Origin of the sequence: Kitasatospora sp. NPDC052868 (genome assembly GCF_044547105.1) — a bacterium.
In the GTDB taxonomy this organism is placed as follows: Bacteria; Actinomycetota; Actinomycetes; order Streptomycetales; family Streptomycetaceae; genus Kitasatospora.
Genome location: NZ_JBITZW010000029.1, coordinates 1 through 13,439, shown reverse-complemented (window position 1 = coordinate 13,439; position 13,439 = coordinate 1). Strand labels below are relative to the sequence as shown.

The following is a 13,439-nucleotide window of genomic DNA, read 5'->3' as shown; positions in this document are numbered from 1 at the left end:
GGTTGCAGGGGCGCGACCGTCCACCGCCGTGGCGGCACTCTGCCGCCACTCGCCGACCGACCGCCGGAGGTGCCCGCCCGTGGCCCCGCTCGACACCCGTTCGATCCCCGAGGAAGTCCTGCTGCTCTGCGTCGACCCGGAGTACGGCCGCCTGCGGATCCCGGCCACCACCTTCCACCGGGTGATCGCGGGCGCCGTCCTGGCCGAACTGCTGGTGACCGGCGCGATCAGCGTCGACGGGCGGCGGATCACCGGATACCGGCCGCTGGGCCCCGCAGACGAGGTCGCGGCCGGCGTGCTCGCCCGGCTGGAGGACGCCGGGAAGCGCCAGAGCCCGCGCGGACTGGACATCGCCCTGCGCCGGATCCCGCGCAAGCCCGGGCACCGGCCGTACCTCGACCGGCTGGTCGCCGCCGGGCTGGTCACCGCCGAGACCCGACGGGTCCTCGGAATCCCCTACCGGCGCTACGTGGCGGTCCGGCCGGACATCGGGACGGTGACCGCCGCGAGGGTGGCCGCCACGCTCGAACGCCCGGCCGACGGCTCTCCGGCCGACGAGCGCGACCGGCAGCTGGCCGGTCTGGTGGCCGCGGCCCGGCTGGACCGCCGGCTCTACCCGGGCCCGGCGGGCGCCGCGACCCGGCGGGCCGCCCGGCAGCTCGGCAAGGAACTGCCGGTCGCCCAGGCGGTGCGGCGGGCGGTCAACGCGGACGCCGGGTAGCGGCGCCGGCTGGGGGAGCCGCAGTCTGGGTCTGGGCCGGATTCTGAAGCGGGGTCGGACCGGTCAGCCGGTGTCCAGGATCGCCGAGGCCACCGCGTCCGGGCGGTCGAACATCAGCAGGTGCCCGGCCGGGGCGGTGGTCCGGAAGTCGGCGCCGAGCAGCCCGGCGAGCGCGCGCTGGTCGTCCAGCCAGTCGCGGGTCCGGCGGGTGTCGCAGCCGTCGTCCGCGGCCAGCACGGTGACCGCCAGCCCGTCGGCCAGCGGCGTGGTGCGGCGCAGCCCGTCCAGCTCGGCGGCCATGTCGAGGTAGCGGGAGTTCTCCCGGAGCAGCGCGCGCAGCGCCCGCCCGGTGCGGTAGCAGTGCCGGACCAGCGGCGCCGGTGCGAGCTCCTCGCCCCGGACGGTCGTCGCCCTGACCGTCAGCCGCCGCACGGCGGGCCCGAACAGGTACGGCACCGCGACGGCGGTGGCCGCACCCGCGGCGGCCCGGGCCGCGAGGTCGCGCAGTCCGGGGGCGGGGCGCGCCCTGGCACCCGGCTCGGTGCTGCCGTCCACCAGGACCAGCCCGGCCGCCCGTTCCGGATGGAGCCGGGCGAAGGCCTCGACGTGGAACCCCGCCAGCGAGTGGCCCGCCACCGTGCACGGATCGCGCAGCCCGAGGGCGTCCAGCACCCCCCGGATGCGCTCCGCCTCCCCGGCCGCCGTCGACACCGGCCGGGCCGCGGGTTCGGGCGCGCTCAGCCCGTACCCGGGCCGGTCGAAGCGGACCACCGTGCGATAGGGGGTGAGGAAGGGGACGACGAGGTCCCAGTCGAACCAGCTGCTGCCGAGCCCCCCGCTGAGCAAACAGACCGGGCCGCGGCCCTCGGCCCGGACGTGCAGCGGCGTGCCGTCGATACGCAGGAACACCGTGGTCATACCGGCTCCCGCCGCCCGCCCTCGGCCCGCGCCCCGGCCGGGGCGCCGGACTGGGTGGCGGCCGCACCGTCCGGCCGCGCGACGGCGAGCGCCAGCAGGGCCAGCCAGAGCGCGACCAGGAGGACCTGTAGGCGCTGGCCCGCGCCCAGCGACCAGGTGCCGTGGCCCGCCTCGAACGCGGCGATCGCGGCGAGGCTCCAGCCGGTGGCCAGCAGCTCCGCCAGCACCCACGCGGTGTACGCCACCGCGCTGAGCAGCAGCAGGGCGGCAACGGCGGACCGGGCGCTCCGGCGGCCGGGGTGGGGGCTGGGCACGGTTCCACCCTAACCGTCGGCAAACTCCTCCCCAACCGGGTGGAAACGGACAGCTCCGACCGCCCTCCGGGCTTTGCGGTGGGAGGTGCTCCCGGGACCGTGTATTGTTCTCCAGGTCAGCAGGCGCCGCTAGCTCAGTTGGTTAGAGCAGCTGACTCTTAATCAGCGGGTCCGGGGTTCGAGTCCCTGGCGGCGCACAGACATTGGGGAGCCTCTCGCAGCAGCGAGGGGCTCTCCGATTTTTTTGCCCATCAGCGCCCGTTTTGCGTGTGATGTCGGTCTCGATCGCCGCTTCGGTGGAGCCAACCGGCACGTTCCACGCGTATTGCGCTGTACACCGGAAAGCGGACATAAGTCCCCTCCCCGATCCGCTTCGCCAGTACTTCGCCAGTTCACTCACCGTCGACGATCCCGGCTGTGCAGGCCGGCACGGTCCACCCGCAGGAAAGGCCGCCGTTTTGTCCAGAAACATGTCCTCGGGCGGCCGGTCCTCGGACGGTGGCCGGAAGTCGCGCCGTCCGAAGCGCACCGGCTGGCGTCGGCTGATCCCCACCTGGCGGATGTCCCTGCTCGGCCTCGTGGTCGCGGTGCTGCTCGGCGTGGGCCTGTTCGCGCTCGGGATCACCCTGGTGAAGGTGCCGGACGCGCACGCCGCCGCGACCGCCCAGAGCAACACCTGGCTCTACCAGGACGGCTCGGTGATCGCCCGGACCGGCCAGACCAACCGACAGAACGTGGGCCTGGACAAGGTCTCCCCCGCCGCGCAGCACGCCGCGCTGGCCGCCGAGGACCGCAACTTCTACCACGAGGGCGCCGTCAACGTGTCCGGCCTGGTCCGCGCCGCCGTCAACACCGCCAAGGGCGAGGGCACCCAGGGCGGCTCCACGATCACCCAGCAGTACGTGAAGAACACCTACCTGAGCCAGAAGCAGTCCGTCACCCGCAAGGTGAAGGAGCTCTTCATAGCGATCAAGGTGGACGCCACCGAGACCAAGGACGACATCCTCTCCGGCTACCTCAACACCTCCTACTACGGGCGCGGCGCCTACGGCATCCAGGCCGCCGCCCAGCAGTACTTCGGCGTCGACGCGGCCGCGCTCGACCCCGCCCAGGGCGCCTACCTGGCCACCCTGCTGAACGCGCCGAGCGCCTACGACGTGGCCACCGCGACCGCGGCGGGCAAGCAGAACGCCGTTAACCGCTGGAACTACGTCCTGGACGGCATGGTGAAGGAGGGCTGGCTCTCCGCCGAGGAGCGCGCCGCCACCGCCTTCCCCGAGGTCAGGGACCCGCAGACCCAGCTCGGCCTCTCCGGCCAGGCCGGCTACCTGGTCAACGCGGCGACGGACTACCTCACCGCGAACCGGATCATCACCGAGTCCGAGCTGGCCAAGGGCGGCTACACCGTCAAGCTGACGGTGGACCCGGCCCGCCAGCAGGCGCTCCAGGACTCGGTCCAGGTGCAGCTGCACGACACCCTGAACCCGGACAAGCGGAAGGCGGACGCCGCCGCCCAGGCCGGCGCCGTCTCCGTCGACCCGAAGACCGGTGCCGTGGTCGCCCTGTACGGCGGGGTCGACTACACCAAGCACTACATCGACAACGCCACCCGGCGCGACTACCAGGCCGGCTCCACCTTCAAGGCGATCGCGCTGGCCGCGGCCCTGGAGAACGACGCCAAGACCCAGTCCGGCCAGACCATCACGCCGCGCACGGTGTACGACGGGACCAGCGGCCGCAAGGTCCGCGGCGGCAAGGGCATCCCGTACGCGCCGCCGAACGAGGGCGAGAAGAGCTACGGCCAGGTCACCCTCCAGCAGGCCACCGACTGGTCGGTGAACTCGGTGTTCGCCCAGCTCGCCCAGGACACCGGGCTGCAGCGGGTCCGGGACACCTCGATCGCGCTGGGCCTGCCCAGCAACACCCCCGGTCTGGACCTGGTGTCCTCCATCCCGCTGGGCACCGCCAACCCGAGCGTGCTCGACATGGCGGGCGTGTACGCCACCCTGGACAACGGCGGCAGGCAGATCACCCCGTGGCTGGTGCAGTCGGTGGACCGCGAGGGCGAGCAGCTGCCGCTGCCGGCCCACAAGACCACGCAGGCGATCAGCGAGGAGACCGCCCAGCAGGTGACCTCGATGCTGCAGGGCGTGGTGTCCGACCCGGGCGGTACCGGCTGGCGCGCGAAGGCGCTGGGCCGCCCGGTGGCAGGCAAGACCGGGACCACCGACGACCAGAAGTCGGTCTGGTTCGTCGGGTACACCCCGGAGCTGGTGACCTCCGTGGCACTGTTCGGCCAGGACCCGGCCAGCGGTGCCCAGGTCAGCCTCAGCGGCACCGGCGGGATCGACGGCGCGGCGGGCGGCCAGTACCCCGCGCAGATCTGGACCGCCTACATGAAGGCGGCACTGAAGGGGCAGCCGGTCTCGGACTTCCCCTCGCCCTCGGACACCGACGACTCCTGGCCGAGCGGCAGCGGCGCCTCAAGCGGCCCCGCGACCCCGTCCGCGCCGACCTCGACCCCGGCGGCCCCGGGCGGTTCGACCGGCGGCGCGGGCGGCGGCTCCGGCGCCTCGCCGGGGGCGGGCGGGTCCTCGGGCTCGTCCGGGTCCTCGGGCTCGTCCGGTTCGGGCGGCTCGTCCGGGTCCTCGGGGGGTTCGGGGTCGTCCGGCGGGCAGGACGGTTCGGGCTCCGGCGGTGGAGCGACCACCGCGCCCACCCAGGAACCGACCCGGCAGCCGACCGCACCGCCGACCAGCCGACCCACCCGGACCCCCGCGCCCACCACGGGGCCCACCACCGCTCCGACCACGGGCCCGACCACCGCACCCCAGCCCACAGGGGGCACGGGCGGCGGCACGGGGTCGGGCACGGATTCCGCCTCGGGCTCCGGTGCGGGCTCCGGTTCGGCCGCGCTGGCAGGGGCGGGCGCGGGCCAGTAGCCGCACCGCCGGCTGGTCTGGCGCGCCGCCCCGGCTCGCACCGCCTCGACCTGCTCCGCCTCGGCCGTGTTCGTCGGACACCGCCGAGGCGGGGCGGGGTTCCGGCCCCGGTTCCGGTGCTCCGTGAATCTGCCATCGCGCACAGTTGCAGGCAGGACCAAATGCCGAAATGGCGCCTTACAGAATCACCGGTATGACTGTCACAATTCGTCAGTGCACAGCTCAAACCCCCCGCTCGGCAGCTCATCGGGCAGAACCCTCGGCCTCTCCCTCGCGCTGGTCTCCGCCGTCTCCTTCGGCGGCTCCGGCACCGCGGCCAAACCGCTGATCGAGGCCGGCCTCTCGCCGCTCCACGCGGTCTGGCTCCGGGTCACCGGCGCCGCCGTGGTCCTCATCCCCCTCGCCTACCGCCACCGCGCGGCCGTGCTGCGGCGGCCCGGGCTGCTCCTCGGCTTCGGTCTGCTCGCCGTGGCCGGCGTCCAGGCCTGCTACTTCGCCTCGATCTCACGGATCCCGGTCGGCGTCGCCCTGCTCATCGAGTACCTCGGTCCGCCGCTGCTCATCGGGTACGTCAAGTTCGTCCAGCGCAAACCGATCAGCCGGGGTGCGGCCATCGGCGCCGGCGTCGCGGTGGCCGGGCTGGCCTGTGTGGTGGAGGTCTGGAACGGCCTGAGCTTCGACGCGCTGGGCGTCCTGTTCGCCCTCGGCGCGGCCTGCTGCCAGGTCGGCTACTTCGTCATGGCCGACGCCGCCGGCCAGGGCGACCGCCCGGTCGACCCGCTCGCCGTCAGCGCCTACGGCCTGCTGATCGGCTCGGTCGTCCTCACCGTCGCCACCCGCCCCTGGCAGGCCGACTGGAGCCTGCTCGGCGGGGACGTCGTGATGAACGGGCACGCGCTGCCCGCCCTGATCCCGGCCGCCTGGATGATCCTGGTCGCGACCGTGCTGGCCTACCTGACCGGTGTGATCGCCGTCCGGCACCTCTCTCCCCCGGTCGCGGGGGTGGTGGCCAACCTGGAGGCGGTCGTCGCCACCGTGACCGCCTGGGTGCTGCTCGGCGAGCACCTGGGCCTGCCGCAGATGGCCGGCGGCCTGCTCGTCCTGGCCGGCGCCTTCGCGGCCCAGTCCAGCAAGCCGACCGCGGTGGGCGAACCGGCCCCCGTGGGCGAACCGGCCCTCGTCGGCGGGTCCGGCGCGGTGGGCGGGGCTACCGGTTCAGGCAGGTCGGGCAGGTCGGGCGGGTCGGGGGATCAGCGGCCGACCGCGGGACCGGACGGGGCACCCGCCGAGCACGCGGTCAGTGGCCGACCCAGCCGAACCAGTCGAAGTGATTGAGCGGCCACACCACGGCCGACACCGGTCCCACCACGTTCTCCACCGGCACCGCGCCGCCACCCGGGCCGCGCTGGTGGTAGCGCGAGTCCGCGGAGTCGCTGCGATGGTCTCCCTCCACCCAGACGTGGCCCGCGGGGACCGTCACCGGGCCGAAGTCCAGCCCGGCGCAGGAGTCGTCGCCGGGGTGAAGGTAGGGCTCGACCACCTTCGCCCCGTCGACGGTCAGCGTGCTGCCTGAGCACTGCACGGTCTGGCCGCCCGTCGCGATGACCCGCTTGACCAGGTAGTTGTCGTCCTTCGGCGGCACCAGGCCGACGAAGCCGAGCACCGAGCCCACGGCGTTGGCGACCGGGTTCCCGCCGGTCGGCTGCGGCGGCAGCCAGTCCCCCGGGTCCTTGAAGACGACCGGCTCGCCGGGCTTCGGCTCCCAGCCGGTGAGCGGCGCGAGCTTGTTGACCCCGACGCGGTCGCCGATCCGCAGGGTGTTCTCCATCGACCCGGACGGGATGGTGAACACCTGGAACAGACAGGTCTTGATCAGCAGGGCGACCAGCAGGCCGACCGCCGCCATCGCGGGGATCTCGATCCACCACGGCCGGTGTCGGCGCCCCGCCCGCCTGGACTTCGACGACCGGCGGCCGCGCGCCCGACGGGCCTCGGCGCGGCCGCCGGGGGCGCGGTGACCGCTGCCGGCGCTCCGACTGCCGCTCCGACCAGCGCTCTGACCGCCGCTCTGACCTCCGCCGGCAGCGGGGTCCGGACCGGCCCCGGCGTCGGGGTGCGTTTCGGGCAGGTTCACCACCATCGTCGCTGCTCCACCTCTCCGGCTGGGGGAACTGCACGCTACGCCAACCGTGAAGCCACGCGAAATCGGGCATTTAGCTCAGTCCGACGCGGGGGGCCGGGTACAGAGGGGCGACCCGCCCGGACGCGGGCCCCGACGCAAGCCCTTGCGCGGGCCCCCGCTCCGGCCCGTCCGCCGCCTTCAGGCCCGTCGCCGGCCCGGCCCCGGTCGGCCCCGGTCGGCCCCGGTCGGGCTCAGTCGGGCTCAGTCGGGCTCGGTCCGTCTTCGGCCCGCCGCCGGGCCGCCGCCGGTCCGCCGCCGGTCCGTCCTCAGGCGCGGGCGATGGCCTCGTGGTGCCTGATGACCTCGGCGATGATGAAGTTGAGGAACTTCTCCGCGAACACCGGATCCAGGTGCGCCCCGGCGGCCAGCTCCCGCAGACGCCGGATCTGGTCGCGCTCCCGAGCCGGATCGGCCGGCGGCAGCTTGTGCTCGGCCTTGAGCCGGCCGACCCGCTGGGTCGCCTTGAAGCGCTCGGCCAGCATGTGGACCACCGCGGCGTCGATGTTGTCGATGCTCTCGCGCAGGCTGGTCAGCTCGGCCCGGACAGAATCGGCGATCCCCTCGGGCAGTCCGGCATCGGGGGTCGTGGGGTGATCCGTCATCGGGGCGGCTCCGCGGCTGTCTGGTGGTGGGCGCCCGACCGTCCTGGCGGCCGGGCTCGGGCCCGGGCAAATCTAACAGGGCACCCGGCACGGTTCCGCACCATTTGGCGCATCTGTCCACGATCCGGACGGCATACGGACCGCTGGGCGACCGAGGCCGCCACCGGGTCCACGGCTTCGACGCCTCCCCGGCGGCCGACGGGCGGCGGGGGGCCCGCAGCGCCACTTGTGACCGGCCCCCGGCCTGCCCGTAGTCTGGTGCGCGGCATGACCGGAAGTGACGACTCAGCAGTCCTCAGTACTGGAGGTACCGATCGTGGCAACCACCCGCACCGCACACACCGCGTGGGAAGGCAACCTGCTCGAAGGAAAGGGCCAGGTGACCTTCGACTCCTCCGGCATCGGTGAGTTCCCGGTGTCCTGGCCGGCCCGGGCCGAGCAGCCCAATGGCAAGACCAGCCCGGAGGAGCTCATCGCAGCCGCTCACTCCGCGTGCTTCTCGATGGCCCTCTCGCACGGTCTGGCCGGCGCCGGCACCCCGCCGACCAAGCTGGACACCAAGGCCGACGTCACCTTCCAGCCCGGCACCGGCATCACCGGCATCCACCTGACCGTCATTGGCCAGGTGCCCGGACTCGACGAGGCCGGCTTTGTGAAGGCCGCCGAGGACGCGAAGGCGAACTGCCCGGTCAGCCAGGCCCTGACCGGCACGACCATCACCCTGACGGCCGAGCTGGCCTGACGCTCCGCCGGGCCCGCGCGGCCCGGTCCCGGCGCGGCACGCGCGGCGCTCAACAGGCGCCCGAGAGCGCGCGCTGGGCGCACACGCCCCTGGCGCACATCATGTGATGTGCACCAGGGGCGTCCGCATGTACCACCACAGTTGACCCGAAAGCGGGCGAATCACCCTGGCGGCGGTCACCGCGCGTTGCCGTCGCGTCCTATGATCGGCCGCAGCGCCCTGTTCTTCGCGCGAGTCCCCCGCCACCGCTCCGCGATGAGCGTTGCGCACCGGACTCCGCGGACCTCGACAGAGCGCGGGAGCCGGCCGCAGCAGTCCCGGGCAGTCGGCCGATCCAGCGTCAAGCATCAGGCGTCAGCGGACGGGAGCATGCCGTGCCGGGCCAGAACGAGGGGGCCGACGCACACCGCCCAGGGGTGCGGCACGAGGAACCACGACACCGTCACCGCCTGCTGTCACCGGCCCTCCACCCGGCCAACGGCGCCCTGGTCACCGCCCTGGACGACGCCCGCGAACCCTCGGCCGACACGGCGCTCGGCACCGCCCTCGCCCTCTGCCCGACCTGCTCGACCCCGCTGGCGGACGAACCGCACCGTGCGGACGACGGCGCCACCGCCCGGCCGCCCGGCGGAACGGACGGGTTGCTGGCCGCGCTGCAGGCCAGCGAGTCCCGGTTCCGGGCCGCCTTCTGCGACGCCGGGATCGGCATGGCGCTGATCGACCCCGAGGACCGGATCATCGAGGTCAACCCGGCCTTCGCCGCCCTGCTCGGCCGAGGCGTCGGAGAGCTGGTCGGCACCCACCTCCACGAGATCATCGACCCGGAGGGCATGCCGCAGCGCCTCTTCCCCGAGCTCGTCCGCAGCGAGCGCGACCGGCTCCGGGTGGAGAAGCAGCTCAGGCACCGCGAGGGCCGCACGGTGTGGAGCAAGGTGACCATCTCCCTGATCCGGGACGGTGCGGGCAGCCCGCTCTACACGCTGGCCCTGGTCGAGGACATCACCGAGCAGCGCCGGCTGGGCGACCGCCTGGAGTACCAGGCCCTGCACGACCCGCTGACCCGGCTGCCCAACCGGACCTTCTTCTTCGAGCGGCTCGACGCCGCCTGTCTGACCGGCGGCGCCCCGGAGGCGGGCGAGGCCCTGGACGGCGCCGGGGCCGGGAGCGGGGACGACGGGGACGGACTCGGGGACGGCGCCGGGGCCGGGCGCGAGGGGTTCGGCGGGGACGGGGAGTTCGGCGGGGAGGTGGAGCCCGGTGCGGGCGCGGTCCGGGTGCCGGCCGTACCGCTCGCAGCGTCCGACCCGCGGCGGGTGGGCCTGTGCTACCTGGACCTCGACGGCTTCGCCGCCATCAACGAGACCCTCGGCCACCACATCGGCGACCAGCTGCTCGTCGCCGTCGCCACCCGGCTGCGGCGCGGCTTCTCCGAGCACGGCGCCCGGCTGGTGGCCCGGATGGGCGGGGACGAGTTCGCCGTCCTGGTGACCGACAGCACCGGCAGCGACCAGCTGACCGCACTGGCCGCCCGGATCCTCGAATCGCTGGAGCGCCCCTTCGATGTCGCAGGACACCGCCTGGTGGTGACCGCCAGCGTGGGCGTCGTCGAGCGCCCCGTCCACGAGACCACGGCCACCGACCTGGTCAAGGACGCCGACGCCACCCTCTACTGGTCCAAGGCGGACGGCCGGGCCCGCTGGACCCTCCACGACCCGGACCGGGGTGCCCACCAGCTGACCCGTCAGCTGCTCTCCACCGCACTGCGGCCCGCGCTGGAACGCGGCGAGTTCACCATCGAGTACCAGCCACTGGTCGGTCTCGCCGACGGCGCGGTGCACGGCGCCGAGGCCCTCGTCCGGTGGCGCCACCCCCGCTACGGGACGCTCTCGCCGGACCGCTTCATCCCGCTGGCCGAGGAGTCCGGCGCGATCGTGCCGCTCGGCAAGTGGGTCCTGGAGGAGTCCTGCCGCCAGGCGCAGCGCTGGCTCACCGAGTTCCCCGACACCGAGACCTTCGTGAGCGTCAACCTGGCCGCCCGCCAGATCTGGGACTCCGACGTGGTCGCCGATGTGGCGGAGGTCCTCGACCGCACCGGTCTGCCCGCCCGGCTGCTGCAGCTGGAGATCACCGAGAGCGCCCTCCTCGGCCCCGGCGGGCGGCCCCTGCAGGCCCTGCAGGCGCTTGCCGACATGGGCATCCGGATCGCGATCGACGACTTCGGTACCGGCTACTCCAACCTGGCCTATCTCTCCCGGCTGCCGGTGCACGTGCTCAAGCTGGACGGCACGTTCATCGAGGGCTTCCGCGACCCGGCCCCCGCCGGGCGCGCGGACCGACCCGATCTCCCGGCGCTGCACTCCCGGCGGAGCGACGCCGACGAGCAGATCGTCGGGGCGATGGTGCAGCTGGCCCACACCCTCGGCCTGACCGTCACCGCCGAGGGCATCGAGAGCGCGGCCCAGGCGGAGCGGCTGCGGCTGACCGGTTGCGACACCGCGCAGGGCTGGTACTTCGCCCGGCCCGGCGAGGCCGAGCTCGTCGCGGCCATACTCCGTCAGGGCCGGCCCGGACCGGGCCCCCGGTAGACGCCCCGTCAGGCGCTCCCGGGCGGTCTCTGCCGTCTCCGGGACGTTCCGGGTCACGGCGGGGGCCGCCCGGGTCGGGCGGGCGTCAGCAGGGGGAGTCAGGGGGTCAGGCGGGTCAGACGGGGCCGCCCTCCCCGGTCAGTCCGTACGCCTGGGCGATGAGCCGGTACGAGCGGTACCGGGCCTCGTGGCCGTGGATGTGCGAGGTGACCATCAGCTCGTCCACACCGGTCCGCTTGCGCAGGGACTCCAGCCCGTCCGCGACCTCGCCCGGCGAGCCCAGGACCACGTTGCCCAGCCAGTCGTCGATGAAGTCCGCCTCGACCGGGCTGTACGGGTAGGACTCGGCCTCCTCCGGGGTCGGGATCGGGCCGGGGTTTCCCCTGCGCAGCCGGAGCATCCCGAGCGCCGCCGAGCGGGCCAGCCGGCGGGCGGTGGCCTCGTCCTGCGCGGCGACCGCGCTGACCCCGATCAGCGCATACGGCTCGCTGAGCACGGCCGAGGGACGGAAGGCCGAGCGGTAGAGGTCCAGGGCCGGGATGGTGTTGACGCTGCTGAAGTGGTGCGCGAACGCGAACGGCAGGCCCAGCCGACCGGCCAGCTGGGCGCTGAAGCCCGACGAGCCCAGCAGCCAGACGGGCGGTCGGCCCTCACCCTTGGGGACGGCCGTCAACCGGGCGTAGGGGTGGCCGTCGGGGAAGTCGCCGTCCAGGAAGTGGGTCAGCTCGGCGAGCTGCTGGGGGAAGTCGTCGGCCCCTTCGGCGAGGCCGCGCCGCAGGGCCCGGGCGGTGGCTTGATCGGTACCGGGGGCGCGGCCGAGCCCGAGGTCGATGCGGCCGGGGTGCAGGGCCTCCAGCAGTCCGAACTGCTCGGCGATCGCCAGCGGGGCGTGGTTGGGCAGCATCACGCCGCCCGAACCGAGCCGCAGCGTCTTCGTGTGGGCGCCGAGGTGGGCCAGCAGCACGGCGGGGGTGGAGCTGGCGACACCCGGCATGCCGTGGTGCTCGGCCACCCAGAAGCGGTGGTAGCCCCACTCCTCCGCGCTGCGCGCCAGGGTCGTGGTGGCGGTCAGCGCCTCGGCCGGGGTGTAGCCCACGCCGACGGTGGCCAGATCGAGGATCGAGAGCGGTGCGGGGGCCGAACCTCGGACGACGCCCCGGATCGCCGCGTGGGCCTGCGGGCTCGGCCCGTCCTGCTGCTGGTCCTCGGTGCTCATGCCGTCCGTCCTCCTGGCCGTCTCCGAACGACCGCGCCCATGGCCGGCGGTCGCATCTGCCGACGTGCACCAACCATCGCCCCGGCTCTGCTGTTCCCGGGCTGCTCCCTGGTTGTTCCCCGGCCGCTCCGGGTCGCGGTGCCGGACCCGGGCCGGCATGCCGAACACCTGCCGACCGCTCGGCTGACGCTCAGCCAGCAGACGCACACGCGTGGCGACTTCACGCCAGCGCGGGAAGTCGCCAGCCGCAGGGCTCGCGGTGGGCGGCCGACCTCCGGCAGGCTGGTGATCAGGAGCGGATCGCATGACCGGGGTCCGCACTCACCAGCAAGGTCGTCGGGCTGGACCAGCGCCGATCGATCCCCGCGAGCCCCTGGAGCGGCACCCCGCCCCGGGGGCTCGCGCCTTGTGACGGATCGCACACCCGTGGATACCCGGGGTCCTTCATGGCATGAAAAGTCGAGGCGCTAGCGTTGTCCCCTGCAGCCACCTGCTCCCCCTGGGCAGCCTGGAGGGAGTTTGGACCTTGGACATCGCGACGGTGATCGGATCCTCATGGATCTGCGCCCTGGCGCTCTGCGCCGTTCTGGGTGACGCCTTCCTCCCCTTCATCCCCAGCGGGACGCTGGTGATCCTGGCCGTGCTCAAGACGGCACAGATAGACGGCGCCCCGGTACTGCTGGGGCTCGGCGTGGCGGTGGCCTCCTTCCTCGGCGACCTGCTGCTGCTCCAGCTGGCCCAGCGGGGCGCCCCCTCCGTGCAGCGGCGGCTTGACCACCGCCCGAAGCTGGCGGCCAGCGTGGCCCGGGTCCAGCAGGCCCTGGACGGGCGGACCACCGGGGCGGCCGCCGCGATGGTGGTGATCGCGCGGTTCGTGCCGGCCGGGCGGACCATTCTCGACCTGGCCATCGGCCACTCCCCCGCCCACCACCCGCGCCGTTTCCTGCGCTGGTCGGCACTGGCGGGCCTGGTCTGGGCGGCCTACATCGTGACGCTGGGCTGGCTCAACAGCCACTGGTTCGACACCGCCTGGCTGAGCATGGCGGTGTCCTGCACCGCCGCCACCGTGGTCAGCACGGCCATCGCCCGGATCGTCCGCCGCAACCGCCGGCTCGTCGTCTCCTAGGGCGTTTCTTTCGGATCATCGGATCGTTGGTCTGGTCGTGCCGTTGACTGACGCGCAGTGGGCGCGAATAGAGCCGTTGTTGCCGGACCGG

The 13,439-nt window shown here is 73.8% G+C and carries 11 protein-coding genes and 1 tRNA gene; 7 read left to right on the top strand and 5 right to left on the bottom strand.

Annotated features, from left to right (window positions below):
* Nucleotides 1-79 precede the first annotated feature (79 nt).
* Complete coding sequence (locus ACIGZJ_RS32275; protein ID WP_396460619.1) at nucleotides 80-721, top strand: GPP34 family phosphoprotein; 642 nt, start codon at nucleotides 80-82, stop codon at nucleotides 719-721.
* Nucleotides 722-784: 63 nt separating this feature from the next.
* Here the strand turns inward: ACIGZJ_RS32275 and ACIGZJ_RS32270 are convergent, their stop codons facing one another.
* Nucleotides 785-1,639 (bottom strand): alpha/beta fold hydrolase, encoded by an 855-nt coding sequence (locus ACIGZJ_RS32270; RefSeq protein ID WP_396460618.1) that lies wholly within the window; start codon nucleotides 1,637-1,639, stop codon nucleotides 785-787.
* On the bottom strand, nucleotides 1,636-1,953 hold the full coding sequence (locus ACIGZJ_RS32265) for a hypothetical protein (protein WP_396460617.1): 318 nt from the start codon (nucleotides 1,951-1,953) through the stop codon (nucleotides 1,636-1,638). Before ACIGZJ_RS32265 ends, ACIGZJ_RS32270 begins: the two co-directional genes overlap by 4 nt.
* A 123-nt stretch (nucleotides 1,954-2,076) precedes the next feature.
* Here ACIGZJ_RS32265 and ACIGZJ_RS32260 point away from each other — a divergent pair.
* The 3 genes from ACIGZJ_RS32260 to ACIGZJ_RS32250 all read left to right on the top strand — a co-directional run bounded on the left by ACIGZJ_RS32260 (nucleotide 2,077) and on the right by ACIGZJ_RS32250 (nucleotide 6,230).
* Nucleotides 2,077-2,150: transfer RNA gene (locus tag ACIGZJ_RS32260), tRNA-Lys, on the top strand.
* Nucleotides 2,151-2,411: 261 nt separating this feature from the next.
* Entirely contained in the window at nucleotides 2,412-4,895 is a 2,484-nt protein-coding gene (locus ACIGZJ_RS32255) for a transglycosylase domain-containing protein (RefSeq protein ID WP_396460616.1), read from the top strand.
* Between the two features lie 213 nt (nucleotides 4,896-5,108).
* Nucleotides 5,109-6,230: an EamA family transporter gene (locus ACIGZJ_RS32250; protein WP_396460615.1), complete on the top strand. Its 1,122-nt coding sequence runs from the start codon at nucleotides 5,109-5,111 to the stop codon at nucleotides 6,228-6,230.
* Here the strand turns inward: ACIGZJ_RS32250 and lepB are convergent.
* Both lepB and ACIGZJ_RS32240 read right to left on the bottom strand, forming a co-directional pair.
* A complete protein-coding gene (gene lepB / locus ACIGZJ_RS32245; protein ID WP_396460614.1) occupies nucleotides 6,193-6,801 on the bottom strand; it encodes a signal peptidase I in 609 nt (202 codons plus the stop codon). The genes ACIGZJ_RS32250 and lepB overlap by 38 nt on opposite strands.
* 542 nt (nucleotides 6,802-7,343) lie before the next feature.
* Complete coding sequence (locus ACIGZJ_RS32240; protein ID WP_387946456.1) at nucleotides 7,344-7,679, bottom strand: chorismate mutase; 336 nt, start codon at nucleotides 7,677-7,679, stop codon at nucleotides 7,344-7,346.
* A gap of 316 nt (nucleotides 7,680-7,995) precedes the next feature.
* Between ACIGZJ_RS32240 and ACIGZJ_RS32235 the strand changes: the two genes are divergently transcribed.
* Nucleotides 7,996-8,421 carry an OsmC family protein gene (locus ACIGZJ_RS32235; protein WP_396460613.1) on the top strand — a complete coding sequence of 142 codons (426 nt, stop codon included), beginning with the start codon at nucleotides 7,996-7,998 and terminating at the stop codon, nucleotides 8,419-8,421.
* Nucleotides 8,422-8,795: 374 nt separating this feature from the next.
* Nucleotides 8,796-11,006, top strand: a complete 2,211-nt coding sequence (locus ACIGZJ_RS32230; RefSeq protein WP_396460612.1) for a putative bifunctional diguanylate cyclase/phosphodiesterase — start codon at nucleotides 8,796-8,798, stop codon at nucleotides 11,004-11,006.
* Nucleotides 11,007-11,121: 115 nt separating this feature from the next.
* On the opposite strand, the gene ACIGZJ_RS32225 is transcribed toward ACIGZJ_RS32230, so the two are convergent.
* A complete protein-coding gene (locus ACIGZJ_RS32225; protein WP_396460611.1) occupies nucleotides 11,122-12,222 on the bottom strand; it encodes an LLM class flavin-dependent oxidoreductase in 1,101 nt (366 codons plus the stop codon).
* 526 nt (nucleotides 12,223-12,748) lie between these two features.
* Here ACIGZJ_RS32225 and ACIGZJ_RS32220 point away from each other — a divergent pair.
* A complete protein-coding gene (locus ACIGZJ_RS32220) occupies nucleotides 12,749-13,348 on the top strand; it encodes a DedA family protein (RefSeq protein WP_396460610.1) in 600 nt (199 codons plus the stop codon).
* The last annotated feature ends 91 nt before the right edge of the window (nucleotides 13,349-13,439 follow it).